Here is a 24,516-nt window from a genome sequence, read left to right on the forward strand (position 1 = left end):
GACCCAGGCTAGTCGAGTCGGACACCGCGACCGCGGCCCGTCCGCCAGGGGCGAAACTCAGTTGAGTCCGAGGGCGGCCATGCGCTTGCCGTGGTTGCTCTGCAGCCGCTTGATCAGCGCCGCGATGCCCGCGATGTCCCCCGACCCGCGCACGATGAAGTCCGCCAGCTCGTCCCGCTCGGCGACGATGTGCTGGGCCTGGGTGACGGCCTCGCCCAGCAGCCGCCTGCCCCACAGCGCGAGCCGGTCCCGGACCTGTCGGTTCGTCGCGCACGCCGCGTGCACCTCGCGCTCGGCGAAGGCCGAGTGCCCGGTGTCGGCGAGGACCGTGCGGACGAGCTCGGCGGTCGAACCGTCCACCCAGCCCGCGACCTCGCGGTAGAAGTCCGCCGCCAGCCCGTCGCCCACGTACGCCTTGACCAGCGACTCCAGCCAGGTCCGCGGGCGGGTGGTGGCGTGGTAGGCGTCCACCCCCGCGACGAACGGCGCCATCGCCTCGTCCACGCGCACCCCGAGGCCCGCGAGGTGCTCCTCCAGCATGCGGAAGTGCCCCATCTCGGCGCCCGCCATGACGCTCAGGGCGGAGCGGCCCGCGAGGGTCGGCGCGGTGCGCGCGTCCTCGGCCAGCCGGTCGAACGCCGAGAGCTCGCCGTAGGCCAGCGCGCCCAGGAGATCGACGACCGCGCGCCGGGTCGCGTCCACTTCCGCCATGGTCGAAACCTTAGTGCCCCGTCCGAGGAGCCCGGTGCCGGAATCGGTGGTCCGGCCGCCGAGTCCGGTGCCGAGCTTCTCGGACGGGGCACTGGTGGTCGGGGCGGGCGGCGCACGTCACCGTGCCCCGCGATCCGGCCCGGGGGTATCATGGCCCTGCGCGTAGCGCCCGGGCATCCGGTGCGCCGCGCAGATCGACTGCGACACCGCCGGGTAACGGGTCGGCGCCACCGGGCGCCCGACTCACCGGTGTGCACACGAACTGGTGCGTACAGCGCCTCGGACGGCTCTCCCACCCGGGCTTCCCCAGCCGGTGGTCGACGAGCCGGGCGCCTGGCTCCTGTACGCGGAGAGAGGCGACACCCACCTTGTCCGAGACCTACACCGAACCCGCCGACACGGTCGACCCCGAAGCGACCGCAGACGCGCACCCGCTCACGGCGGGCGCCCCCGTCAAGTCCGAGTCCCCCACGTTCGCCGAGCTCGGAGTCCGCCCCGAGATCGTGCGGGCGCTGGCCGAGGCCGGCATCGAGCGCACCTTCGCCATCCAGGAGCTGACCCTCCCGCTCGCCCTCGCGGGCGAGGACGTGATCGGCCAGGCGCGCACCGGCACCGGCAAGACCCTGGGCTTCGGCGTCCCGCTGCTGCAGCGGGTCACCCCGCCGTCCGAGCGCGCCGCCGCGACCGCCGAGGGCGAGACCGCGGACCGCACGAAGGACGTCCCGCAGGCGCTCGTCGTGGTCCCGACCCGCGAGCTCTGCGTGCAGGTCGCCCAGGACCTCGCGGACGCGGGCAAGCACCTCGGCGTCCGGGTCACCGCCATCTACGGCGGCCGGGCGTACGAGCCCCAGCTGGAGGCCCTGCGCAAGGGCGTCGACGTGGTCGTCGGCACCCCGGGCCGGCTCCTCGACCTCGCCGAGCAGCGCCACCTCGTGCTGGGCCGGGTCAAGGCCCTGGTCCTCGACGAGGCGGACGAGATGCTCGACCTCGGCTTCCTGCCGGACGTCGAGCGCATCATGCGGATGCTCCCCGAGGAGCGCCACACGATGCTGTTCTCGGCCACCATGCCGGGCCCGATCATCGCGCTGTCCCGCGCCTTCCTGAACCGGCCCACGCACATCAGGGCCGAGGAGCCGGACCAGAGCTCGATCCACGAGCGCACCGAGCAGTTCGTCTACCGCGCCCACGCGATGGACAAGGTCGAGCTGGTCACGCGCGTGCTGCAGGCCCGCGAGCGCGGCCTCACCATGATCTTCGCCCGCACCAAGCGCACCGTGCAGCGGGTGGCAGACGACCTGGCCGAGCGCGGGTTCGCCGCCGCCGCCGTGCACGGCGACCTGGGCCAGGGCGCCCGCGAGCAGGCCCTGCGCGCCTTCCGCTCCGGCAAGGTGGACGTGCTGGTGGCCACGGACGTCGCGGCCCGCGGCATCGACGTCACCGACGTCACGCACGTCATCAACTACCAGTGCCCCGAGGACTCCAAGACCTACGTCCACCGGATCGGCCGCACCGGCCGCGCCGGGAAGACCGGGGTCGCGGTCACGCTCGTCGACTGGGACGAGATGCCGCGCTGGAAGATGGTGGCCGAGGACCTCGGTCTGGCCGTCACCGAGCCCGTCGAGACCTACTCGACCAGCGAGCACCTCTACACGGACCTGGACGTCCCCACGGACGCCACCGGGCGCCTGCCGCTGTCGAAGCGGACCCGCGCCGGCCTGTCGGCCGAGTACGTGGACACCGAGGGCGACCACCAGGGCCGCAGCAAGCGCAAGGACCCGGCCGAGCGGCCCGCGCGCAAGCGCCGGGAGCGGACCCGCACCCGCAGCCGCGCCGGGGTCCCGGTCGCCGGTCCGGCGGGGGCCAAGCCCGCCGCCGAGTCCGCACCGGCCGACGCGCCTGCGGCCGAGCCCGCCGTGTCCGCCGAGGCTCCGGCGGGCGGGCCCGTCACCGACGCGACCGGCGAGGGGGACGGCACCAAGCCGCGCCGCCGTCGCCGGCGCGGGGGCCGTGGCCGCTCGCGCTCCGGGGACGCCACCCCCACCGAGGCCGGCGCCGAGCAGGACGCCGCCGCCAGCTGAGACCGACCTAGTAGCTTCGGGGCGTGCTCCGCGCCCGCGAACTCCCCGAACGCCGTCGCCGCAGAGATCTCGCGGTGGCGGCGTTCGTCGTTCTGCTGGTCGTCGCGGTCGCCGTGGGGTACGGGCTGACCAGCCCCGCGGCCCGCACCGAGTCGGTGCCCGCGGACGCACCGGGCGTCGAGCCGCCGGTGGCGGAGGTCGTCCCGGCGGGGTTCGTGGAGGCGTGGCGGGCGCCCAGCGGAGCGACCCCACAGCCTGTCGTGAGCGGGCCGGGCGTGGTGACCGCGGACGGGGACGCGGTCGTCGGGCGGGACGCGACGACCGGCGCCCCGCGGTGGAGCTACACCCGCGACCGGCCGCTCTGCACGGTCGGCGCGGGGTTCGGACAGGTCCTGGCGCTGTACGCCACCGCGGACGGCACGTGGTGCAGCGAGCTGTCCGCACTGAACCCCGACCTCGGGACCCGGGGCCCCGCCGCGAACCCGGACGTCGGTGCGGGGGCCCGGCTCGCGGCGTCGGGCAGCGTCGTGGTGGCGAGCTCCCCCACCTACCTGGAGACACTGCGGTCCGACCTGGTCACCACGCTGCAGTACGGCGCGGTGACCGCGCCCGCCCAGCCGGACCGCCAGCCCCGCCCGGACTGCACGCACACCTCCGTGGCCCTCGGCGCGGGCAGGCTGGGCGTGGTCGAGTCGTGCCCGGCGGAGGCCGCGGACCGGCTGACCCTGCTCCGCCCGGACGGGACGGGGGACGCCGACACCCCGACCGTCGAGTTCTCGGTCCCGCTGTCCACGCGCGGCGCGCAGCTCGTCGCGGTGTCCGTGGACCGGGCCGCGGTCGTCCTGCCCGGGCCGCCCGAGCTGCAGATCTTCGACCGCAGCGGCACGCAGGTGGGCCTCATCGGGCTGGACGTCCCCGAGGGCGAGGTCGCGCCGCCCGCCGGGGGGATCTCGGCGACCGCCACCGACGGCGCCCGCGTGTACTGGTGGAGCGGCTCGCGCACGGTCGCCCTGGACCGCACCGCGCTCGCCCCGCTCTGGACGCTGCGGGACACCCTCGGCCCCGGCACCGCGTACGCGGGCAGCCTGCTCGTCCCGGTCGCGGCGGGGATCGCGGTGGTCGACCCGGTCCGCGGCGTCGTGCAGCGCACGATCCCGGTGGACCGCGGCGGCTACTCGGGCCCGGTGATGCTCGCCGCCCAGGGCGAGGTCCTCCTCGAGCAACGCGGGTCCGAGATGGTGGCGCTGCGGCCGGACTCGAGGAACTAGATGCCGAGGACCAGCCGGGCCACCGTGAAGTAGATGAGCAGTCCGGTGGCGTCGACGAGGGTCGTCACCGCCGGTGCGGACACGACCGCGGGGTCGATACCCAGCCGGGTCGCGAGCAGCGGCATCGTGGCGCCGATGGTCGCCGCCCAGGCACACACCGCGACCAGGGAGACACCCAGGACCAGGGCGACCTGCCCGCCCACCAGCAGGCTCCCGATCGTCGTCCCGACGACGGCGAGCATCGCCCCGAGCACGGCACCCACCCGCGCCTCCCGCCACATCACCCGCAGGACGTCCGACGGTCGCACCTCGCCGACCGCGAGCGCCCGGACGGTCGCCGTGGCCGCCTGGGCACCCGCGTTCCCGCCCGTGCCGATCAGCAGGGGCACGAACAGGGCGAGCGCGGTGACCTCGGCGAGCGTGTCCTCGAAGTACTGCAGGACGTTCACCGTCAGGGTCGCCGCGACGAGCAGCAGGAGCAGCCAGACGACCCGGCTCCGCGCGAGCGCCACCACACCCACCGTCAGGTAGTGCCCCCGCCACGGCGCGGCCCCGGACTGGCGGGCGACGTCCTCGGAGTCCGCCCGTTCCAGCTCCTCGACGGCGTCGTCGATCGTGAGCAGCCCGAGCAGCCGCTCCTCCTCGTCGACCACCGGGAGCGCCACCCGGTCGGACTCCCCCAGCAGCCGGGCCGCCGCCTCGGCGGACTCGGTCGCCCGGACCCGCTCGACGTCGGTCTCCACGATGTCGGCCAGCGGCGTCTCGGGGGCGCTGAGCACCAGCTCACCCAGCTCGACGGTGCCCACGAGCAGCCTGCCCGGCCCGACCACCGGCAGGACCTGCACGGTCTCGGCGGTGCGCCCGATCCGCCGGACGCGGGCGAGGGCGTGGCCGACCGTGCCGCCCGCGTGCAGGCTGGCCACCTCGGGCGTCATCAACCTGCCCACGGAGCCCGCCCGGTAGCCGAGCAGGGCCGCGGTGGCGCGGCGCCGCTCGGGCGGCAGGCCGGCGAGCACCCGGTGCGCCATCGAGGCGGGCATCTCGTCGAGCAGGCGGGCCCGGTCGTCCGGGTCGAGGCCGTCGACCAGCTCCGTGACGTGCTCCGCCCGCATGCCCTCGACGACGTGGCGCACCGTGCCGGCGTCGAGGTGCTCGAACACCTCGGCGGCGCGGTCCTTGTCGAGCAGCCGGAACAGCACGGCCGCGTCGGCCCGCCCGCACCGCGCGAGCACCTCGGCGAGCTCCCGGGCCGTGGTCTCGCCCGCCTCCTCGGCCGCCGCGGTCAGATCGCCGCGGTGGAGGGCGGCGGTCAGGGACCGGGCGAGGTCCTCGTCTCGGGCGACCACGCTCAGAACAGCCAGTACCCGCCGAGGACCAGCACCGCGAGGGCCACGACCACCCACGCGGCGAGCGCGCCGACCCGGCCCGCGCGGCGGTCCGCGACGAGCTGGGCGGCGACGGCCGCGGCGGCGGCCAGGCCGTGGCCCAGCAGCATGCCGGGGCCGGGGCCGGGCGCACCGGTGCGGGTGGTGAACACCCAGCCGCCGACCAGCACCGCGAACAGCGCGACGAGCCCGGCGCAGAGCACGCCGGAGAAGCCGCGCAGCAGTCGTCCGGGCAGGCGTTCGGTCACGTGACCAGCTGCTCCCACGGCTGCGCGGCCGGACCCACGGCCTGGCCCTCGGCGCAGTTCCGGCGCATGTCGCACACGGCGCAGCGCGGGGCCGGACGGGCCGGGAACAACGCGTCCGCCGAGCCGCCCGCCGCCAGCTCGGCGGCCGCGTCCGCCGCCGCGAACGCGCCCGCCTCGGCCCGGTCCCGGTGCTCGGCCAGGGACTCCGCGGAGTGGTCGTAGGCGGCGACGGTGCCGCTGGGCAGGTGGTGCAGCTCGACCCGGCGGGTCTCCTGGCGCAGGGTCGCGGTGGTGGCCAGCGCGTACAGCGCCAGCGCCGGTGAGGCACCGGCGTCCGCCGCGGTGGGCACGTGCCTGCCGGTCTTGTAGTCGACGATCACGGGTCCGGGGTCGATCCGGTCGACCCGGCCCTCGGCGACGATGCCGCCGGTCGACACCGACACCCACCGCTCGACGGCGAGCGGGTCCGGCGCGCCGTGCTCGGCGACGTAGTCCTCGACCCAGGTCCGCGCCTTGAGCCGGTACTCCTGCTGCTGCGCGGTGTCCCGGAACCCCTCGCCGATCCAGTTCCGGTCGACGAGTGCGGCGGCCTCGGCCGGGGTCCGTTCGGCCCGCGGCCGGGCGAACAGCGCCCGCAGGGCCAGGTGCACCACCGAGCCGAGGGTGCTCGCCGCCCGCGCGCCGCGACCCGGCGCCTTGTCCAGGTAGGTCAGCCGGTAGCGGCGCGGGCAGTCCTCCCAGGTCCCGAGCCGCGCGGGGGTGACGCGCACCAGCGGACGGGCCCAGGCCTCCTCGCCCGCGAGCGCGTCGAAACCCAGCTGCGTCACAGGACGGGCACTCCGGAGGCGCGGTCGACCAGGTCCTCCAGGGCGTCGGGCGCCGTGGACTCCGCGGCGATCGGGGTGGACTTGTTGGTGCCGTGGTAGTCCGAGGAGCCCGTCGCCACCAGGCCCAGCTCGGCCGCGACGCCGCGCAGCAGCTCGCGGTCCTGCGGCGCGTGGTCCGGGTGGTCCACCTCGACGCCCGCCAGGCCGAGCTTCGCGAGGTCCGCCAGCACGGAGGTCTCGATGACCCGGCCCCGCTTGCGCGCGAGCGGGTGGGCGAACACCGGCACCCCGCCCGCGTCCACGATCATCTGGACCGCCCGCTCGACGGGGGTGTCCGTCTTGGGCTCGTAGTACTTGCTGCCGGTCTTGAGGATCTCGGCGAAGGCCTCGTTCACCGACCCCACGACGCCCGCCCGCATGAGGGCCTGGCCGAGGTGCGGCCGCCCGGGCGTGGTGCCCTCGGGGACGAGGTCGAAGACGCGGTCCGCGTCGAGCTGCGGGTAGTCGGCGGCGACGTTGCGGGCCATCTTCCGCAACCGCTCCACCCGCTCGCCGACCAGCCGCTCCTGCTCCGCGACGATCGCCGGGTGCTCCGGGTCGAACAGGTACCCCAGCAGGTGCACGCTCACCGTCGCCCGGTCCCCCGGCGTCTCCGGCCGCCCGGTGGGGCTGACGCAGGAGAACTCCGCGCCGCGCACCAGCCGCATCCCGGCGGGCAGCACCGCGGCCGCGCGGGACCAGCCACCCGTGGTGTCGTGGTCGGTCAGCGCGAGCACGTCGATCCCCGCGGCGGCGGCCGCGGCCACCAGCTCCTCGGGGGTGTCCGTGCCGTCGGAGACCGTCGAGTGGGTGTGCAGGTCGATCAGGGCCACCGGGCGATTATCGACGCCAGCGGTTCCGGGCGAGCATCCCGGTCGCCCGCGTCTTCCCCTTCTCCCCGAACACCAGCTCGGAGAGGGCCTCGTAGATCTCCTCGGGCCGCGGCATGTAGTCGATCCGGTTCAGCGCCTGGATCTGGCCCGCCGACTCCACGATGAGCGTGCCGTAGCCGAGCATCCGGCCGCCGACGCTGCGCGAGAAGGTGAGGTCGGTGACCTTGCCCAGCGGCATCATGCCCACGTTGTGGGTGATGATCCCCTGGGCGAGCATCACGCGCTTGTCGGTGATCACGATGCGCTCGATCCACCACAGGATGGAGTTCACGACGAACCGCAGCACGGCGACCAGCGCGAGATAGAACGTCAGGTTGTCGACGAACACCTCGCCCCAGCCGCCGATGCGCCCGTCCAGCAGCCGGTCGATCGCGATCATGGCGATCAGGAACAGGGCCGTCTGGAAGATGTGCGGGATCATGACGGCCCAGTGCTGACGCACCCGGATGACCCGCCGCTCGGTCGGCAGCAGGTACTCGTCGATCTCCCGGGGGGCCAGCATCAGCGCGGGGCAACGCCCTGGAAGAAGGTGATGATGCTGTTCCCCACGCTGGCGAGCCAGCCGCCGATGCCGGAGACCGTGCTGGACGCACCTCCCGGGTTCGTGACGATGAAGAAGATCACCAGGACCAGGACGAGGATCCCGACCAGCTTCTTGACGTTCACTCAGACCACCGTTCCGGCAGGGGGGCTTGCAAGATCGAACGTACCGATCCCCCCGGTCACCGGGACATCGGCCACGCGGGGCAGGGTACCGTCATCACCGATGACCGAGGGTAGCCGACACGTAGCGTGTGTGGGAGGAATCGCCCACACGGGGGACGGACGGATCCTGCTGGTCCAGCGTCGGAACGAGCCGGGCCGCGGTCGGTGGTCCGTGCCGGGCGGGCGCGTCGAGCCCGGGGAGTCCGACGCGCAGGCCCTGGTCCGCGAGATGGCCGAGGAGACCGGCCTGACGGTCGAGGTCGGCGCGCTGGTCGGCACCGTCGTCCGCGGGGACTTCCACATCGCGGACTACCGCTGCACCGCCGTCGGCGGCACCCTGCGGGCCGGGGACGACGCCGCGGACGCCCGCTGGGTGGACGCCGCGGAGTTCGCCGCCCTCCCGCTCGTCGAGGGCCTCGCGGAGACCCTCGACGACTGGGGTGTCCTCCCCCGGCGCTGAGGGTCGCTCCGCGAGCTCCCGCCTAGACGGCGGGCGTGGGGCGGCCCGGCTGCTCGCCGCCGCGCGAGTCGCCGTAGGAGCGCTTCGGCACCATGACCTTCCGCCGGAACGTGCAGACGACCGTGCCGTCCTGCTTGTAGCCGATGGTCTCGACGTAGACCACTCCCCGGTCGTCCTTGGACTTCGACTCGGTCTTGTCCAGCACCCGGGTCTCGCCGTAGATCGTGTCACCGTGGAAGGTCGGCCTGGTGTGCTTGAGCGACTCGACCTCGAGGTTCGCGATCGCCTTGCCGCTGACGTCGGCGACGGACATGCCGAGCAGCAGCGAGTAGATGTAGTTCCCGACGACGACGTTCTTGCCGAAGTCCGTCGTCTCCTCCGCGTAGTGGGTGTCCATGTGCAGCGGATGGTGGTTCATCGTGATGAGGCAGAAGAGGTGGTCGTCGTACTCGGTGACCGTTTTGCCGGGCCAGTGCTTGTAGACCGCACCGACCTCGAACTCCTCGTAGTAGCGCCCGAACTGCAACGTCTTCGCCTCCATCGCCGATAGGTCTTACGGCCGGGTAATCTATCCGGTGGCCCACGGGTGGCGACCCGTTCAGCAGGAGGAGGTGACGCGCGTCATGGATCCCGCGCCAGGCAGTAGTACGAAGCGCGTCCCCGTCGTGTCTACGGTGTCAGCGGCCTCCTAGCCGCCCCCGGTTCGGCGAGGCGTGCGCTCTCCGCAGTCCTCGTCCGTCCTCTCGCCGGAGGTGCGCCGTGCCGCCCCTGTCCAGGCTCCGCCCCGTCATCAAGGCCGCGGGCAGCCGCGCCCTCAACGGGCGCTCCACCCACACCAGCGTGATGCCGCGGCTGCGGGTCCCCGTCTCCGCGTACGTCGTGGACTGCGGGGTGTACGTCGACGGCAGGCGGCTGCCCGGCCGCTGGTCGCACGACGCCGCGATCGACGAGGTCCGCGAGCGCGGCGAGGGCTTCGTCTGGATCGGCCTGCACGAGCCGAACGACGACCAGATCGAGGGCATCGCCGAGACCTACGGGCTGCACGAGCTCGCCGTCGAGGACGCGGTGCACGCCCACAACCGGCCCAAGCTCGAGCGGTACGACGACTCGCTGTTCATGGTGCTCAAGACCGTCCGCTACGTCGGGCACGCGGAGCCGACCAGCGCGAACGAGATCGTCGAGACCGGTGAGGTGCAGGCGTTCGTCGGGCGGGACTTCGTGGTGACCGTCCGGCACGGGCAGCACTCCGGGCTCCAGCAGGTCCGGCGCAGGCTGGAGGAGGACCCCGAGCAGCTCGCGCTCGGCCCGGCGGCCGTGCTGCACGCCATCGCCGACCACGTCGTCGACACCTACCTCGAGGTCGTCGAGGCCATCGAGGACGACATCGACGAGATGGAGGCGGAGGTCTTCGCCCCGCGCTCCACGATGGACCCCGAGCAGATCTACGTGATGAAGCGCGAGATCCTCGAGCTCCGCCGCGCAGTGATGCCGCTGCTCAAGCCGCTGCACAAGATCACCGAGGGGTACAGCTCGCTGGTCCCGCACGAGGTCCGCTCGTACTTCCGGGACGTCGAGGACCACCTGTCGAGCGTCGCGGAGCGCGTGGGCGGCTTCAACGAGCTCCTCACGACCCTGGTGGACGCCGTGCTGGCCAAGGTGTCCATGCGACAGAACTCGGACATGCGCAAGATCACCGCGTACGCCGCGCTGATCACCGTGCCCACGATGTTCGCCGGCATCTACGGGATGAACTTCGACTACATGCCCGAGCTGCACTGGCAGTTCGGCTACCCGCTGGTGATCATCGTGATCCTGGGGATCTGCGGGATGATCTACCGGTCCTTCCGCAAGAACGGCTGGCTGTAGGAGTCGGCAGGACTCGGCGCGCCGCCCCGTCGCGGTCGCCGTAGCCTGGCCGGGTGCCGAAGCGTCCGGTCAACCCGCTCAGGCTGCTCGACCTGCCCCGCTGGGCCGACCAGGAGCCGTCCTGGACGCAGGCCGACCCCGCACTGATCGAGGCGGCCACGGAACGGGCGCTGGCCCGGCCCGCGGGCGGCTGGGTCGTGGTGTGCGGCAGCCGCGAGATCGCGCCGACCTTCGGCCGCACGGTGGCGGGCCGCGAGATCGTCGTGTGGCGGACGGCGTCCGGCGAGCTGAGGGCCGGGCCGGGTGCCTGCCCGCACCTCGGCGCCGCCCTGTGCGACGCCCCCGTGGTCGGGGAGAACCTCGTCTGCCGCTGGCACGGCCTGCCGCTGGGCCGGGACTGGGGCACCTACCCCGTGCACGACGACGGCGTGCTGGTCTGGGTCCGCCTGGACGTCCTGGGCGAGCCCCCGCTCGACGCCCCGGTGCTCGGCCCGCGCCCGCCCGCGGGCGGGGTGCCCGCGGTCGCGACGGTGATCGGGCGCTGCGAGCCGCGAGACGTCCTGGCCAACCGGCTCGACCCCTGGCACGGCTCGTGGTTCCACCCCTACTCGTTCGCGCAGCTGCGGGTCCTCGCCGCGCCGCGACCCGGCGCGGCGGAGCCGGAGGACCGGTTCCTCGTCGAGGTCGGCTTCCGGGTCGCGGGGCGGCTCGGGGTGCCGGTGAAGGCCGAGTTCAGCTGCCCCGACCCGCGCACGGTGACCATGGAGATCGTCGACGGCGAGGGCACCGGCTCGGTGGTCGAGACGCACGCGACCCCGCTGGGCCCGGGCCCCGACGGCGCCCCCCGCACGGCGGTGATCGAGGCGGTCGTCGCCTACTCGGACCGCCCCGGGTTCGGGCACGCCGCGAAGGTGGGCGCCGCCCTGCGCCCGCTCATGCGCGCCGCCGCGGCGCGGCTGTGGCGAGACGACATCGCCTACGCCGAGCGGCGCTACACCCTCCGCTCGCGGTAGGCCCGGTTCGCACGTGTCGTGCGTTCACTGCGGCCGGCGGAACGAGAGCGCACGTTTCGTGCACTCACTGCTGCATGATCACCGGTTCCGTGCACTCAGCGCGGTGCGCACCGCACTGAGTGCACGAAACGGGCGATCAGGAACGCGGGTCGTCCTCGCGCTCGGCGCGGGTGAGCCACGCGCCGTCCGACCTGGTGGGCTTGGGCGCGCGCGTGAATCGGTCGCGCAGGCGGGGGCGCTGCTGCGGTGCGTCGGTCAGCGGCGGCACCTCGTCCAGCGGGTCCGCGTCCCGACCGTCCGGCTCGCGCTCGCGCACGCCGGGCCGCTCGCCCGCCGGGGCGAGGTCCTCGTCGTCGTCCAGCTCGAACGGGTCCGCGGGATCGCTCGGCGCCACAGCCCGCACCTCCGACCGCGGCGACCGCGGCGCAGGCGTGGGGCGGAAGGGGGCAGGCTCCGGCTCGACCCGTGCCGGCTCCGGCGCCGGCTCCGGCGCGGCCTCCGATGCGGGCTCCGATGCGGGCTGCGATGCGGGCTGCGCCGACTCGGGCCGCGTGGGCTGAGACTGCACCACCTCGGGCCGCACCACCTCGGGCCGCACCACCTCGGGCCGCACCGACTCGGACTGCACCGACTCGGACTGCACCACCTCGGGCTGCGCCGGCCGAGACCGCACCGCCTCCCCGTCCGGTCGCCCCGCATCGGTCTCGGGCTCGACAGGCGCCGGTTCGGGCGCCCGACCCGCCTCGGGCCCCGCAGCCTCGCCAGGTGCAGACGAGAACCCCGCGGCGGGCGGATCGGGCACGGCCCGCAGGCCCTGGGGCGGGGTCTCGGCCTCGGGATCGGCGTCAGCCCCGAGGGGGCCGACAGGACCGGCGGAGCGCGGCTCCCCGTCCGACGGGGGCTCCGGCACCGCACGCGGCGCGGGCAGCACCACGCGTCCGCGCACGCCCGGCCCGGGCCGCGGGCCGCGCGGGGCGGGCGCGTCGGTGAACGGGAGGCCGAGATCGTCCGGGCCGCCGCGGTCGTCGTGCACCGGGGCGCGGGCGAGGAAGGTGTGCAGGACGTGTTCCATCCGGCCGCCGAAGGTCTGCACCCGGATGTCGGTGAACCGGGCCCGCCCCAGCCGCTCGCGGAACTCGGTGACGCTGTCGAAGCGCGTGACCGAGCGCCACAGGTACTCGCCCATCCCCGGGACGCGGCCGTGCGTGCGGATTCGCGCGAGGTAGGCCAGGCAGGTCGCGGCCCAGGTCCGGCGCGCCGCCCGGTTCCCGCGCACCGAGTACTCGTGCACGGCGAGCGGCGCCCCCGGGACGAGGAGGTCCCGCAGGTAGGCGAGGGTGTCGTCGAGGTTGCGCTGGTGGCGCATCTCGTAGGCGACGAGGATCGCGTCGAACGGGCCGGGCAGGTTGCGGCGGGCGAGGGCGTCCCCGAGGTTGTAGAGCGTGGCGGTGACGAACCAGTAGTCCGGCGGCCAGTCCTCGGACTGCGCGTGCCGGGTGAGCTCGTGCGACTCGTCGACGGCCACGACGCGCCACCCGGGGGCCTCCTCGGGCACGCCCTGCACGGCGGCGCCGCTGCCCGCCCCGATGATCAGCAGTCGTTTCCCGGTGCCGGTCAGCCCCATCCGGTGCACGCTGAGCTGCAGCTGCTCACGGAAGGTGGGGTTGTTGCGCAGCAGCCGGTCGAACGCCCGCGCCGGCTGCCCCGAGCCGTCCGCCGCGTGCGGCTGGGCGCGGGTGTCCGTCTCGGTGGCGTTCACGCCCCCGATCCTCGCGCATCAGCCGCGCGCGCCCAAGGGGACGCGCGGGTGTCAGAACCCGGCCGTGGTCCCCATGGCCAGCTTGGCGAGCAGCTCGCGGGCCTTCTCGGCGTTGCGGGGCTGGCACAGCACGTCGTACCGGCCGGCGACCATCTGGCTGGCGGAGGTGAAGTCCCGCCGCCCGCGGGTGCCCCAGTACTGCGCCGCGGCGAACGCGAGCCCGAACACGACGCCGCCCGCGAGGGCGACCAGGATCCGCACGAGCGAGTCCCCGGCGGTGCTGAACAGCGACAGCAGCAGCCCGACGAACAACCCGAACCACGCGCCGGAGGCGGCGCCGGACGCCAGCACGCGCCCCCAGGTCAACCGCCCCACGATCCGCTCGACCAGCATCAGGTCGACGCCGACGATCGTCACGTCCCGGACCGGGAAGTCGCTGTCGGCGAGGTGGTCGACGGCCCGCTGCGCCTCCTCGTAGGTGGCGTACGAGCCGACCGGCCATCCGGTGGGCGGGGTGGGCAGGTTGGGCAGCCCCGGCGCGGGTCGCCCGCTGCCGCCGAACGGGGTGGTCACGGGTTCACTCCTCGAGTACATCGGACACCGGGAACATCTCGGCGTCCATCTGGTCAACGACGGGAGCGCCCGCGAAGTGCCCCGTGCCCGGTCACGATAGAACCACAACGCACGAACGGCACTCCCTCGCCCGAGAGTGCCGTCCGTTCGTGACCATGCCGTGCCGGGTCAGCGGCTCTTGTACTCCTTGAGCAGGCCGCGGGAGATGATCGTCTTCTGGATCTCGCTGGTGCCCTCGCCGATCAGCAGGAACGGGGCCTCGCGCATCAGCCGCTCGATCTCGTACTCCTTGGAGTACCCGTAGCCGCCGTGGATCCGGAAGGCCTCCTGCGTGACCTCGGCGCAGTACTCCGACGCGAGCAGCTTGGCCATGCCCGCCTCGACGTCGTTGCGCTCGCCGCGGTCCTTCAGCCTCGCGGCGTTGACCATCATCAGGTGGGCGGCCTCGACCTTGGTGCCCATCTCGGCCAGCTTGAACGCGATGGCCTGGTGCTCGGCGATCGGCTTGCCGAAGGTCGAGCGCTGCTGCGCGTACTCGGCCGCCAGCTCGAACGCCCGGATCGAGATGCCGCACGCCCGCGCGGCCACGTTGACCCGGCCGACCTCGACGCCGTCCATCATGTGCGAGAAGCCCTTGCCCGCCTCCCCGCCCAGGATCTGGGCGCCGGGGATGCGGAAGCCGTCGAACACCGCCTCGGTGGTGTCGACGCCCTTGTAGCCCATCTTGTCGATCTTGCCGGGGATGGTGAGGCCCGGGAGGACCTCCCCGAAGCCCGACGGCTTCTCCACCAGGAAGGTGGTGAGGTTCTGGTAGGGCTTGGGCTGCCCGAGGTCGGTCTTCACCAGCAGCGCGATCAGGTTGGACGAGCCGCCGTTGGTCAGCCACATCTTGGCGCCGTCGATGACGTAGTCGTCGCCGTCGGCCTTGGCGCGGGTCTTGATCGCCGCGACGTCGCTGCCCAGGTCCGGCTCGGACATGGAGAACGCGCCGCGGGTCTCGCCCTCGGCCATCTTCGGCAGGTACTTCTGCTTCTGCTCCGGCGTGCCGTGGTGCATCAGCATGTACGCCACGATGAAGTGCGTGTTGATCACGCCGGAGACGCTCATCCACCCGCGCGCGATCTGCTCGACGACGAGGGCGTAGGTCAGCAGGGACTCGCCCAGGCCGCCGTACTCCTCGGGGATGGTGAGGCCGAACAGCCCCATCTCCTTCATCCCGTCGACGATGTCCTGCGGGTAGGCGTCCGCGTGCTCCAGGGCGGTGGCGTGCGGGATGATCTCCTTGTCCACGAACGTGCGGACGGTGGAGATGATCTCCTCCTGCACGTCGGTGAGACCGGCGGTCTGGGCCAGGCGGGCCATGGGTCTACCTCTCAGTCCTGCGGCGGGGTCCACTTGTCGGTCCGCGACATGCCCGCGGCCCGACCCTTGCCCGAGATCACCAGCGCCATCTTGCGCGAGGCCTCGTCGATCATCTCGTCGCCGAGCATCGCCGCGCCGCGCTTGCCGCCCGCCTCGGAGGTGAACCAGTCGTAGGCGTCGAGGATGTTCTCGGCGTGGTCGTAGTCCTTCTGCGACGGGCTGAAGGTCTCGTTGGCCGCGTCGATCTGGCCGGGGTGCAGCACCCACTTGCCGTCGAAGCCGAGCGCGGCGGCGCGACCGGCCACCCGCCGGAACCCGTCGACGTCCTTGATCTGCAGGTACGGGCCGTCGATGGCCTGCTTGTCGTACGCGCGGGCCGCCATCAGGATCGACATGAGGATGTGGTGGTAGGCGTCCCCCACGTCGTAGCCGGGCGGCTGCTCGCCCACGACCAGCGACTTCATGTTGATCGACGCCATGAAGTCCGCCGGGCCGAAGATGATCGTCTCGACGCGCGGGCTGGCCTGCGCGATCTCGTTGACGTTCGTCAGGCCCAGCGCGTTCTCGATCTGCGCCTCGATGCCGATCTTGCCGACCTCGTAGCCGAGGGTCTTCTCGATCTGCGTCATCAGCAGGTCCAGGGCGACGACCTGCTGCGGCGTCTGCACCTTCGGCAGCATGATGGCGTCGAGGTTGGCGCCCGCCCCCTCGACGACCTCGACGACGTCCCGGTAGGTCCACTCGGTCGTCCAGTCGTTGACCCGGACCACGCGGGCCTTCTCGCCCCAGCCGCCCTCGTTCAGCGCGGCGACGATCGTCTTGCGGGCACCCGGCTTGGCCAGCGGCGCGCACGCGTCCTCGAGGTCGAGGAAGACCTGGTCCGAGTTCAGCGTCCGGGCCTTGTCGATGAACTTCTGGCTCGAACCCGGCACCGCCAGGCAGGACCTGCGGGGGCGGAGCGGGCGGGTCGCGTCGGACGTCACTGTCGAACTCCTCGTCGATGGTTCGGGCTCGTCGGATCGTGGCACGTTCGCCCTCCCGACGCGCCGTCGAGGTGATTGGTTTCTCACCCACGGGAGGTGGAGGGGGGTTACCCGGCGGTCAGGGCAGGGCGGTGAGCTCGCCCCGGGACACCGCGACCACGCCGCCGCGGACGGTCGTCGCGGTGGCGCGGCCGTCGGTGGACGCCACCGTGACGTGCAACGTCGACGGCCGCCCGATCTCCGCGCCCTGGGAGACGGTGAAGGCCGTGTCCCCGTCGTCGAGCAGGCCGCGGTCGGCCAGGAACACCCCCAGCGCGACGGCCGCGGAGCCGGTCGCGGGGTCCTCGTCCACCCCCACCCCGGCGCCGAACATCCGCGCGTGCGCGCGCCCGTCCTCCCAGCTCGCCACCAGCACCCCGGTCAGCCCCAGCGCGGTGATCGCGTGCGGGTCGGGCGCGCACCGGGCCACCGCGTCCGGGCGGACCAGCAGGAAGGCGTACGGCACGCCCGCCGCGGCGATGCCCGGCGCGGCGGCGCCGTCGACGTCGTCCGCGGTCAGGCCCACCGCCGCGGCGAGCAGCGGGGCCTCCACGTCGTCGCCCACCTCCGGGCGACCGCCCGCGACCCGCGCGCCGTCGGCGTCGACGTGCACGGGCAGCAGGCCCGCCCCGCACTCCTGGACGACGTCCCCGTGCGCGATCACGCCGTCGCGCGCCAGCACCCAGGCGGCCCCCACGCTCGGGTGCCCGGCGAACGGCAGCTCGACCGCCGGGGTGAAGATCCGCACCCGGTAGTCGGCGACCTCGCTGGGCAGGGTGAACACCGTCTCCGAGAGGTGGAACTCCCCCGCGATCCGCTGCATCGCCGCGGTGTCCAGCTCCCGGTCCTCCGACCGCACCACGGCGAGCGGGTTGCCGGCATACGGCCGGTCGGTGAACACGTCCACGACGTCGAAGCGCAGCCCCATGGCCGCGAGCGTAGGCGCCGTCACGCGCGCCGCCACACGGCCTAAGCTCCTGCTCATGGGCACCAGCCGGATCTTCGTGGCGCGGATGGCGGGCCTCGCCGTCTTCGGCCCGGACGGGGCGCGGATCGGGAAGGTCCGGGACGTCGTGACCACGCTGCGGGTGGATGCGACCCCGCCGCGGGTGCTGGGTCTGGTCGTCGAGCTCTCCAGTCGCAGGCGGATCTTCGTCCCCATGCTGCGGGTGGCGGACGTCGACGCCGCCGCCATCACCCTGGCCAGCGGCTCGGTGAGCCTCTCGGGCTTCACCCAGCGCCCCAACGAGACGCTGGTGCTCGGCCAGCTGCTCGACGCGCCGGTCACCCTGCGGGACTCCGGGGAGCCCGCGACGGTCGTCGACGCGGCGATCGAGCCCACCCGCAAGCGGGACTGGGTGGTGGGGCGGTTGGCCGTCCGCCGCGGGCCCCGCCGGTTCCGCAGCCGGTCCGGGGTGAGCGTGCTGCCGTGGAGCGCGGTCAGCGGGCTCACCCTGTCCGACCGGCAGGGCACCGAGGGGCTGCTCTCGGTGTTCGACGCGATGCGGCCCGCGGACGTCGCCGCCGCGTTGTCCGAACTGCCCCGCAAGCGTCAGCACGAGGTGGTCGACGCGCTCGACGACGAACGCCTGGCCGACGTGTTCGAGGAGCTGTCGGAGAGCGACCAGCGCGAGCTGATCGGGCACCTGGACGTCGAGCGCGCGGCGGACGTGCTGGAGGCCATGTCCCCGGACGACGCCGCGGACCTGCTCGGCGAGCTCGGCGACGAGGAGGCGGGCAGGCTGCTCTCGCTGATGGAGCCCGAGGAGTCCGAGCCGGTCCGCAGGCTGCTGACCTACGCGGCGCGCACCGCGGGCGGGCTGATGACCCCGGAGCCGATCGTGCTGCGGCCGGACGCCACGGTCGCCGAGGCGCTCGCGCACGTCCGCAACCCCGACGTGCCGCCCGCGCTCGCCAGCATGGTGTTCGTCTGCCGCCCGCCCAGCGCCACCCCGACGGGTCGCTATCTGGGCTGCGTGCACGCCCAGCGGCTGCTGCGCGAGGCCCCGTTCGAGCTGGTCGCGGGCCTGGTCGACAGCGAGCTGGCCCGCCTGGACCCGGACGCCGGGATGGACGAGATCACCCGCTACTTCGCCACGTACAACCTGGTGGCGGGCCCCGTCGTGGACGCCGAGGACCACCTGCTCGGCGCCGTCACCGTCGACGACCTGCTCGACCACCTGCTGCCCGACGGCTGGCGGGACCAGCCCCTCACCGACCCGGAGGTGACCCGTGCCTGAGCTGCAGCCCGGCCGCCGCCTCGACCAGCCGCTGCTGGGCAGGCGCGGGCTCGAGTTCGACCCGAGCGCGTTCGCCAGTGCCGCCGAGCGGGTCGCCCGCTACCTCGGCACCGGGCGCTACCTGGCGATCCAGACCGTGATCGTGGTCGCCTGGATCGCGCTGAACGCCGCCAGCTGGTGGCTGCAGTGGGACCCGTACCCGTTCATCCTGCTCAACCTGGCCTTCTCCACCCAGGCCGCGTACGCCGCCCCGCTGATCCTGCTCGCCCAGAACCGGCAGGACGACCGCGACCGCATCGCCCTGGACGAGGACCGCAGGCGGGCCGAACGCACCAAGGCGGACACCGAGTTCCTGGCCCGCGAGCTGGCGGCCCTGCGCATCGCGCTCGGCGAGGTGGCGACCCGCGACTACCTCCGCAGCGAGGTCGACCGACTGGCCGCGATCGTCGAGGGCCGCGAGAAACCCCGTCGGCGCTGACGCGCCCGTGCGTGGCGAGTGGTGCCAGAGCACCACTCGCCACGCACGACCCCAGGAGTCCGCTGAAGAACCGCGGCCGTAGCGAGCGGCGGCCAGGTGGTGTCCGCGCAAGGCGGAGGTCGCAGCTCAGACTGGGCGTCTTCGCAAGGCCGACAACGCAGCGCGGGCGCCGCCCGGGCGTCGCGCAGTAGGTCGGGGTTCTTCAGCGGGCTCCTACGGCGCCAGCTCGCGCGTGACCCGTTCCAGGGTGGCCAGCTGGTCGGGGGTCAGGTGCTTGACGAAGTGCTCGGTGACGCCCCGCAGGTGGGTGCGGCTGGCGGTGCGGAGCCGGTCCAGACCCGCGGAGGTCAGGCCTGCGGCGACCCCCCGGCCGTCGCCCTCCACCCGGGTGCGGCGCACGAAACCGGCGCGTTCGAGGCGGTCCACCAGGCGGGTCACGCCCGAGCGGGACAGCAGGACGGCGTCGGCGAGCTCGGTCATCCGCAGGCGCCGGTTCGGTGCCTCGGCGAGCTGGACCAACACGTCGTAGGCGGCGAGTGAGAGGCCCTGTTCGGCCACGAGTTCGGTCTCGAGCGCCCGGGTGACCGTCGCGTGTGCGCGCAGGAAGGCCCGCCACGACGCCAGCTCCTCCGGGCGCGGCACCTGCCGTGGAGCAGATCCCCCCGCCCGGTCGTTCCCCCCGTGCGCGGACCGCCTGGAACCTTCAGCGATGTCCGTCACGGTCACAGATGCTACGGACCTGCGTGACGGTCCGTGGGCGCACGTAGCATGGGGCGGTCCTGCACCGACCCGGAAAGGCTCAACGGAGACCCTGATGTCCGTCATGGGAAACACCAGCACCGAGGCCGTCGAGCAGGCGATCCGAGCCGCGCTCGCCCAGGTCGAGGACCCCGAGATCCGCAAACCGATCACCGAGGTCGGCATGGTCAAGGGCGTCGCGGTGTCCCCGGACGGCGTGGCGTCGGTCGGGATCTACCTCACCGTCGCAGGCTGCCCGATGAAGGAGACGATCACCTCGCGCGTCACGAACGCGGTGGGCGCGGTGGCGGGCGTGCGTGAGGTCCGCGTGGAGCTCGACGTGATGTCGGACGAGCAGCGCACCGAGCTGCGCAGGAAGCTGCGCGGCGACTCCGCCGAGCCGGAGATCCCCTTCTCCCAGCCCGGCAACCTGACCCGCGTCTACTGCGTGGCGTCCGGCAAGGGCGGCGTCGGCAAGTCGAGCGTCACGGTGAACCTGGCCGCGGCGATGGCGGCCAAGGGGCTGCACGTCGGCGTGGTCGACGCGGACATCTACGGGCACTCGATCCCGCGGATGCTCGGCGCGGCGGACCGGCCCACCAAGGTCGACGACATGATCATGCCCCCGCAGAGCCACGGGGTGAAGGTCATCTCGATCGGGATGTTCGTGCAGGACAACACCCCGGTCGTCTGGCGCGGGCCGATGCTGCACCGGGCCCTCGCCCAGTTCCTGGGGGACGTGTTCTGGGGCGACCTGGACGTCCTGCTCCTGGACCTGCCCCCGGGCACCGGTGACATCGCGATCTCCACGTCGCAGCTGATCCCCAACGCCGAGCTGCTCGTCGTCACCACGCCGCAGCAGGCCGCCGCCGAGGTGGCCGAGCGCGCCGGCTCGATCGCCGTGCAGACGCGGCAGCGGATCGCGGGCGTCATCGAGAACATGTCGTGGCTCGAGATGCCCGACGGCAGCCGCATGGAGGTCTTCGGCGCGGGCGGCGGCCAGACCGTCGTCGACCGCCTGACCCGCACCCTGGGCGCCTCGGTCCCGCTGCTCGGGCAGGTCCCGCTGGAGGCGGGCGTGCGCGAGAGCGGCGACTCCGGCACCCCGATCGTGCTGCGCAGCCCGGACTCCCCGGCGGCGCGGGTGCTCAGCGGCATCGCCGACAAGCTCGCCGTCCGCAGCCGAGGCCTCGCGGGCATGAGCCTGGGCCTCAGCCCGGTCCGCAAGTAGGCGAACGGCGCGTTCGCTCACCAGGTGTGAGCGAACGCGCCGGTCACCGGGTCAGGCGGTGGCGTCGGCGAGGGCCTTGCCCCAGAGCGCCACGCCCTCGTCCACCTGCTCGGCGGTCGTGATCAGCGGCGGGATGAACCGCACGCAGTTGTTGTAGGGGCCGCAGGTCAGCAGCAGCAGGCCGTGGTCGGCGGCGGCCTTGTGCGCCTTGACGGCGGTGGTCGGGTCCGGGGTGCCGTCCGGGTTCGTGAACTCGACGGCGACCATGAAGCCCAGCCCGCGGACGTCGCCGACCGCGCCGATCCCCTTCGACACCGACGCGACCCCGTCGAGCAGGCGTGCCCCGTTCACCCGGGCGTTGTCGACCAGGCCCTCCTCCTGCACCACGTCGAGCGTGGCCAGGGCGGCGGCGCAGGCCACGGCGTTCCCGCCGTAGGTGCCGCCCTGGGACCCCGGGCGGGCCTTGCTCATCAGCTCGGTCGACGCCGCGATGCCGGACAGTGGGAAACCGCTGGCCAGGCCCTTGGCGGTGATCAGGATGTCCGGCGTGAGGCCCTCGGCGTGCTGGTGCCCCCAGAAGGTGCCGGTGCGGCCGTAGCCGGTCTGCACCTCGTCCGCGACGAGCAGGATGCCGTGCCGGTCGGCGCGCTCGCGCAGGCCGCGCAGGAAGGCGGGCGGGGTGGGCACGTAGCCGCCCTCGCCGAGGACCGGCTCGATCACGAAGGCGGCGACGTCCGCGGCGGGCGCGGTCGACACCAGCTGCCGGTCCAGCTCCTTGAGCGCGAACTCGACGGCCTGTTCCTCGGTCCAGCCGTACCGGTAGGCGTACGGGAACGGCGCGAAGACGGTGCCGCCCATCATGGGGTTGTTGCCCGAGCGGATCTTGGCGCCGGACGTGGTCAGCGCGGCGGCGCCCATGGTGCGGCCGTGGAAGCCGCCGTCGAACGCCAGGACGAGGGGGCGGTGGGTCGCGTGCCGGGCGAGCCGCACCGCCGCCTCGACGGCCTCGGAGCCGGAGTTCAGGAAGAACACCGAGTCCAGCGACGGCGGCAGCACCTCGCCGAGCCGCTCGGCCAGGCGGAGCAGCGGCTGGTGCATCACCGTCGTGTACTGGCCGTGGATCAGGGTGGCCACCTGCTCCTGTGCCGCCGCGACGACCTTCGGGTGGCAGTGCCCGGTGGACACGACGCCGATGCCGGCGGTGAAGTCCAGGTGCCTGCGGCCCTCGGTGTCGTACAGGTACACGCCTTCGCCGCGTGCGACCTGGACCGGGGTGGCCTGGGTCAGGACCGGGGACAGCTGTGCCATGGACGATGCTCCTGATCGCGAGTTGTCCTGTTGTCGACAATCAGCGTCGCACGGCCCCGGCCGCCCGGGCAAGGGGCGCCGTACATCCGGCGCCCCCGCCCGTCAGGCCGGGACCGGATCGCCGAAGAAGCCCGCGACCCGGGCGAGCCGGCCGTCGTCGGCGAGCGTGACGACGTCCGTACCGGTCAGCGCGGTCGCCCCGTCCGGGGCGAGCATCGCCCAGGTGTAGCGGGCGACGTCGTGGTGCGCGTCGACCGCGCTGGTCCGGCGGAACGCGTGGCCCGGGAACTGCGCCTGCAGCGCTCGGGCCACCGCGTCGATCCCGTCGGCGCCCGCGCCGGTCACGGGGGGATCGACCAGCTCGCCGTCCGGCGCCCAGACCTGCGCGATCAAGGTCGCGCGGGTGGCGGCGTCCGGCTCGACGTAGGCCCGCAGCCAGGTGTCGACGGTGGTGGTCAGGTCGGTCATCTCGTCCTCCTCGTCGGTGGGGTGGCTCCCACCCTGATCGCGCCGCCGCCGCGGGTCGATGACCTCTCAGGTCATGGCGGGCCTGACCTCGCGGCGCTAGCGTCCGGCCCGTGACCAAGCCGACGGTGGGCCCGCTGCTGCGGGACTGGCGGCGCCGCAGGCGGCGCAGCCAGCTCGATCTGGCGCTCGACGTCGGCGTGTCGACCCGGCACCTGAGCTACGTCGAGACGGGGCGGGCCCAGCCCAGTGCCGAGCTCGTCCTGGCCCTGGCGGACGGCCTGGACGTGCCGCTGCGCGAGTGCAACACCCTGCTGCTGGCCGCCGGGTACGCCCCGCGCTACCCCGCCCGCCCGCTGGCCGACCCGGCGCTGCACCAGGCCCGCGCGGCCCTGCGCCGGGTGCTCGACGCCCACGACCCCTACCCCGGCGTGGTCGTCGACCGCGCGTGGGACGTCGTGCTCGCCAACCGCGCCGCGGCCGAGCTGCTCGACGGTGTCCCGGAGGCGTTGCGGCCGAACGTCTACCGGATGTGCCTGCATCCCGACGGGCTGGCCGCCCGCACGCGCAACCTCCCGGAGTGGGCGGGGCACCTGCTCCACCAGCTCGGTCGGTCCGTGGCACTGACCGGGGATCCGACGCTCGCCGCGCTGGAGCGGGAGGTCCGGGGCTATCCCGGCGTCGAGACGGCGGTGACGGCCCGGTCGTCGCCCCTGGAGCCGGTCCCACTGCTGGTGCCGCTGCGCCTGGACCTCGACGGCACGGAACTCGCGCTCTTCACCACCCTGACCACGTTCGGCACCCCGCGGGACGTCACGCTCGACGAGCTCGCCGTGGAGCTGTTCTACCCCGCCGACGACTCGTCCGAGGCCCTGCTGCGCGGTACCCGCGCAGGACAGCTCGACTAAACCGCCAGCAGACCCACGATCAGGAACAACACGGGGACGGACACGATCGTCGTCGTCAGCGCGGCGTCCCGGCCGAGCCGCACGCCCTGGTCGAAGCGCACCGCATAGCCGAAGACGTTCTGCGCGGTGGGCAGCGCCGCGCACACCACCACGGCCATGAGCGCGATCCCGGACAGCCCGAGCAGCAGCCCGAGGCCGAGCCCGATCAGCGGCTGGAGCACGTTCTTGATCGCCACGACCACCCACAGCGACGGCCCGACGTCCCCGGTCCCCGGCCGCGCCGCCCCGCGCAGCGAGATGCCGAAGGCCAGCAGCATGCACGGCACGGCGAGGTCGGCGATCAGCTGCAGCGGCGCCATCACCGGCTCGGGCGGCAGCCATCCGGTGGCCGAGGCGACCAGGCCCGCGGCCGTCGCGATGGCCAATGGGTTGCGCAGCGGCGCGGTCAGCGTGCGCCTGCGCGAGGTGCGCTCGCCCTGGTGGGACACGATGTCCAGCACGGTGGAGAACAGCGGGGTCAGGACCGCGAGCTGGAACAGCAGGACCGGCGCGATCTCGCCCGCGCTGCCCAGCGCGTAGGTGGCGATCGGGATGCCGAGGTTGCCCGCGTTGACGTAGCCGCTGGCCATCGAGCCGATCGCGATCTCCCCCGCAGGCCTGCGGCGCAGCAGCCCGAACGGCACGAACAACGCACAGGCCAGCGTGCTGGTCACCGCGGTGACCACCAGCCCCGCGGAGAACACCGCCCCGATGTCCTGCTGCGCGATCACCGTGAACAGCAGCGCGGGCGAGGCCACGAAGAACGCGGTGCGGGAGAGCACCTGCGTGGCCGACGGCCCGAGCACCCCGGCCCGGCCGATGCCGTAGCCGACCGCGATCACGACGGCGATGACGAAGAAGCCTTCTCCGATGCCGGTCACGAAGCGGTCACGGGGGGAG

At 73.6% G+C, this 24,516-nt stretch carries 26 protein-coding genes; 9 read left to right on the plus strand and 17 right to left on the minus strand.

All coding sequences use genetic code 11. From position 1 onward, the window contains the following. Positions 1-57 precede the first annotated feature (57 nt). Positions 58-711 (minus strand): ferritin-like fold-containing protein, encoded by a 654-nt coding sequence (locus L3X23_RS20230; RefSeq protein WP_093083939.1) that lies wholly within the window; start codon positions 709-711, stop codon positions 58-60. 368 nt (positions 712-1,079) lie between these two features. Here L3X23_RS20230 and L3X23_RS20235 point away from each other — a divergent pair, with 368 nt between their 5' ends. Then, positions 1,080-2,789: a DEAD/DEAH box helicase gene (locus tag L3X23_RS20235; protein WP_237193685.1), complete on the plus strand. Its 1,710-nt coding sequence runs from the start codon at positions 1,080-1,082 to the stop codon at positions 2,787-2,789. A 23-nt stretch (positions 2,790-2,812) separates the two neighbouring features. Next, on the plus strand, positions 2,813-4,057 hold the full coding sequence (locus L3X23_RS20240; RefSeq protein ID WP_237193687.1) for a hypothetical protein: 1,245 nt from the start codon (positions 2,813-2,815) through the stop codon (positions 4,055-4,057). Here the strand turns inward: L3X23_RS20240 and mgtE are convergent. From mgtE to L3X23_RS20270, 6 genes are read right to left on the minus strand one after another with little or no spacing between them, the layout of a single operon-like run. After that, entirely contained in the window at positions 4,054-5,403 is a 1,350-nt protein-coding gene (gene mgtE, locus L3X23_RS20245) for a magnesium transporter (protein WP_308116926.1), read from the minus strand. The two genes, L3X23_RS20240 and mgtE, sit on opposite strands and share 4 nt — an antisense overlap. A gap of 2 nt (positions 5,404-5,405) precedes the next feature. Beyond that, positions 5,406-5,690 (minus strand): hypothetical protein, encoded by a 285-nt coding sequence (locus tag L3X23_RS20250; RefSeq protein ID WP_237193688.1) that lies wholly within the window; start codon positions 5,688-5,690, stop codon positions 5,406-5,408. Beyond that, entirely contained in the window at positions 5,687-6,517 is an 831-nt protein-coding gene (locus L3X23_RS20255; RefSeq protein WP_237193689.1) for a PD-(D/E)XK nuclease family protein, read from the minus strand. Before L3X23_RS20255 ends, L3X23_RS20250 begins: the two co-directional genes overlap by 4 nt. Continuing rightward, complete coding sequence (locus L3X23_RS20260; RefSeq protein ID WP_237193690.1) at positions 6,514-7,389, minus strand: PHP domain-containing protein; 876 nt, start codon at positions 7,387-7,389, stop codon at positions 6,514-6,516. The genes L3X23_RS20255 and L3X23_RS20260 overlap by 4 nt, the downstream gene beginning before the upstream one ends. A gap of 7 nt (positions 7,390-7,396) precedes the next feature. Then, entirely contained in the window at positions 7,397-7,951 is a 555-nt protein-coding gene (locus L3X23_RS20265) for a PH domain-containing protein (protein ID WP_093083919.1), read from the minus strand. Continuing rightward, the gene (locus L3X23_RS20270; protein WP_237193691.1) at positions 7,951-8,115 is read right to left on the minus strand and encodes a hypothetical protein; all 165 of its coding nucleotides are present in this window, start codon (positions 8,113-8,115) and stop codon (positions 7,951-7,953) included. Before L3X23_RS20270 ends, L3X23_RS20265 begins: the two co-directional genes overlap by 1 nt. A 100-nt stretch (positions 8,116-8,215) precedes the next feature. On the opposite strand from L3X23_RS20270, the gene L3X23_RS20275 reads away from it, so the two are divergent. Then, on the plus strand, positions 8,216-8,614 hold the full coding sequence (locus tag L3X23_RS20275; protein ID WP_237193692.1) for an NUDIX hydrolase: 399 nt from the start codon (positions 8,216-8,218) through the stop codon (positions 8,612-8,614). Positions 8,615-8,636: 22 nt separating this feature from the next. Here L3X23_RS20275 and L3X23_RS20280 read toward each other — a convergent pair whose 3' ends face one another. Then, complete coding sequence (locus L3X23_RS20280; protein ID WP_237198074.1) at positions 8,637-9,140, minus strand: MaoC family dehydratase; 504 nt, start codon at positions 9,138-9,140, stop codon at positions 8,637-8,639. 233 nt (positions 9,141-9,373) lie between these two features. Between L3X23_RS20280 and corA the strand changes: the two genes are divergently transcribed. Further along, on the plus strand, positions 9,374-10,480 hold the full coding sequence (gene corA / locus L3X23_RS20285; RefSeq protein WP_374204877.1) for a magnesium/cobalt transporter CorA: 1,107 nt from the start codon (positions 9,374-9,376) through the stop codon (positions 10,478-10,480). Between the two features lie 53 nt (positions 10,481-10,533). Beyond that, positions 10,534-11,493 (plus strand): DUF5914 domain-containing protein, encoded by a 960-nt coding sequence (locus L3X23_RS20290; protein WP_237193693.1) that lies wholly within the window; start codon positions 10,534-10,536, stop codon positions 11,491-11,493. A gap of 136 nt (positions 11,494-11,629) precedes the next feature. On the opposite strand, the gene L3X23_RS20295 is transcribed toward L3X23_RS20290, so the two are convergent. From L3X23_RS20295 to L3X23_RS20315, 5 genes are all read right to left on the minus strand, one after another. Then, positions 11,630-13,252, minus strand: a complete 1,623-nt coding sequence (locus tag L3X23_RS20295; RefSeq protein ID WP_237193694.1) for a trans-aconitate 2-methyltransferase — start codon at positions 13,250-13,252, stop codon at positions 11,630-11,632. 51 nt (positions 13,253-13,303) lie between these two features. Then, entirely contained in the window at positions 13,304-13,825 is a 522-nt protein-coding gene (locus L3X23_RS20300; protein WP_093083905.1) for a general stress protein, read from the minus strand. A 168-nt stretch (positions 13,826-13,993) separates the two neighbouring features. Then, positions 13,994-15,187: an acyl-CoA dehydrogenase family protein gene (locus L3X23_RS20305; RefSeq protein ID WP_237193695.1), complete on the minus strand. Its 1,194-nt coding sequence runs from the start codon at positions 15,185-15,187 to the stop codon at positions 13,994-13,996. A gap of 11 nt (positions 15,188-15,198) precedes the next feature. After that, the gene (locus L3X23_RS20310; protein ID WP_237193697.1) at positions 15,199-16,170 is read right to left on the minus strand and encodes a CoA ester lyase; all 972 of its coding nucleotides are present in this window, start codon (positions 16,168-16,170) and stop codon (positions 15,199-15,201) included. Between the two features lie 118 nt (positions 16,171-16,288). After that, the gene (locus L3X23_RS20315) at positions 16,289-17,137 is read right to left on the minus strand and encodes a PhzF family phenazine biosynthesis protein (protein WP_237193698.1); all 849 of its coding nucleotides are present in this window, start codon (positions 17,135-17,137) and stop codon (positions 16,289-16,291) included. A gap of 55 nt (positions 17,138-17,192) precedes the next feature. Between L3X23_RS20315 and L3X23_RS20320 the strand changes: the two genes are divergently transcribed. Beyond that, a complete protein-coding gene (locus L3X23_RS20320) occupies positions 17,193-18,449 on the plus strand; it encodes a magnesium transporter MgtE N-terminal domain-containing protein (protein WP_237193701.1) in 1,257 nt (418 codons plus the stop codon). Then, positions 18,442-18,927, plus strand: a complete 486-nt coding sequence (locus tag L3X23_RS20325; RefSeq protein WP_093083894.1) for a DUF1003 domain-containing protein — start codon at positions 18,442-18,444, stop codon at positions 18,925-18,927. Before L3X23_RS20320 ends, L3X23_RS20325 begins: the two co-directional genes overlap by 8 nt. Positions 18,928-19,140: 213 nt before the next feature. Here L3X23_RS20325 and L3X23_RS20330 read toward each other — a convergent pair whose 3' ends face one another. Next, positions 19,141-19,569 (minus strand): MarR family winged helix-turn-helix transcriptional regulator, encoded by a 429-nt coding sequence (locus tag L3X23_RS20330; protein WP_237193702.1) that lies wholly within the window; start codon positions 19,567-19,569, stop codon positions 19,141-19,143. Between the two features lie 172 nt (positions 19,570-19,741). Between L3X23_RS20330 and L3X23_RS20335 the strand changes: the two genes are divergently transcribed. Next, positions 19,742-20,896, plus strand: coding sequence for an Mrp/NBP35 family ATP-binding protein (locus L3X23_RS20335; RefSeq protein WP_237193703.1), 1,155 nt, complete (start codon positions 19,742-19,744; stop codon positions 20,894-20,896). 51 nt (positions 20,897-20,947) lie between these two features. Here the strand turns inward: L3X23_RS20335 and L3X23_RS20340 are convergent, their stop codons facing one another. Then, positions 20,948-22,204: an aspartate aminotransferase family protein gene (locus L3X23_RS20340; RefSeq protein WP_237193704.1), complete on the minus strand. Its 1,257-nt coding sequence runs from the start codon at positions 22,202-22,204 to the stop codon at positions 20,948-20,950. 102 nt (positions 22,205-22,306) lie between these two features. Continuing rightward, a complete protein-coding gene (locus L3X23_RS20345) occupies positions 22,307-22,672 on the minus strand; it encodes a nuclear transport factor 2 family protein (RefSeq protein ID WP_237193705.1) in 366 nt (121 codons plus the stop codon). Positions 22,673-22,782: 110 nt separating this feature from the next. Between L3X23_RS20345 and L3X23_RS20350 the strand changes: the two genes are divergently transcribed. Continuing rightward, positions 22,783-23,577 carry a helix-turn-helix transcriptional regulator gene (locus L3X23_RS20350; protein WP_237193706.1) on the plus strand — a complete coding sequence of 265 codons (795 nt, stop codon included), beginning with the start codon at positions 22,783-22,785 and terminating at the stop codon, positions 23,575-23,577. Here the strand turns inward: L3X23_RS20350 and L3X23_RS20355 are convergent. Then, positions 23,574-24,497: an AEC family transporter gene (locus L3X23_RS20355; RefSeq protein ID WP_237193707.1), complete on the minus strand. Its 924-nt coding sequence runs from the start codon at positions 24,495-24,497 to the stop codon at positions 23,574-23,576. The genes L3X23_RS20350 and L3X23_RS20355 overlap by 4 nt on opposite strands. Between the last annotated feature and the right edge of the window lie 19 nt (positions 24,498-24,516).

This window comes from Pseudonocardia sp. WMMC193 (assembly GCF_021728735.1).
In the GTDB taxonomy this organism is placed as follows: Bacteria; Actinomycetota; Actinomycetes; order Mycobacteriales; family Pseudonocardiaceae; genus Pseudonocardia; species Pseudonocardia oroxyli.

Excerpts from the sequence above, each read along its gene's own strand:
- L3X23_RS20230 (WP_093083939.1), bottom strand. The coding sequence starts at position 711 with ATGGCGGAAGTGGACGCGACCCGGCGCGCGGTCGTCGATCTCCTGGGC.
- L3X23_RS20265 (WP_093083919.1), bottom strand. The coding sequence starts at position 7,951 with ATGCTGGCCCCCCGGGAGATCGACGAGTACCTGCTGCCGACCGAGCGG.
- L3X23_RS20275 (WP_237193692.1), top strand. The coding sequence starts at position 8,216 with ATGACCGAGGGTAGCCGACACGTAGCGTGTGTGGGAGGAATCGCCCAC.
- L3X23_RS20305 (WP_237193695.1), bottom strand. The coding sequence starts at position 15,187 with ATGGCCCGCCTGGCCCAGACCGCCGGTCTCACCGACGTGCAGGAGGAG.
- L3X23_RS20315 (WP_237193698.1), bottom strand. The coding sequence starts at position 17,137 with ATGGGGCTGCGCTTCGACGTCGTGGACGTGTTCACCGACCGGCCGTAT.
- L3X23_RS20320 (WP_237193701.1), top strand. The coding sequence starts at position 17,193 with ATGGGCACCAGCCGGATCTTCGTGGCGCGGATGGCGGGCCTCGCCGTC.
- L3X23_RS20335 (WP_237193703.1), top strand. The coding sequence starts at position 19,742 with ATGTCCGTCATGGGAAACACCAGCACCGAGGCCGTCGAGCAGGCGATC.
- L3X23_RS20340 (WP_237193704.1), bottom strand. The coding sequence starts at position 22,204 with ATGGCACAGCTGTCCCCGGTCCTGACCCAGGCCACCCCGGTCCAGGTC.
- L3X23_RS20345 (WP_237193705.1), bottom strand. The coding sequence starts at position 22,672 with ATGACCGACCTGACCACCACCGTCGACACCTGGCTGCGGGCCTACGTC.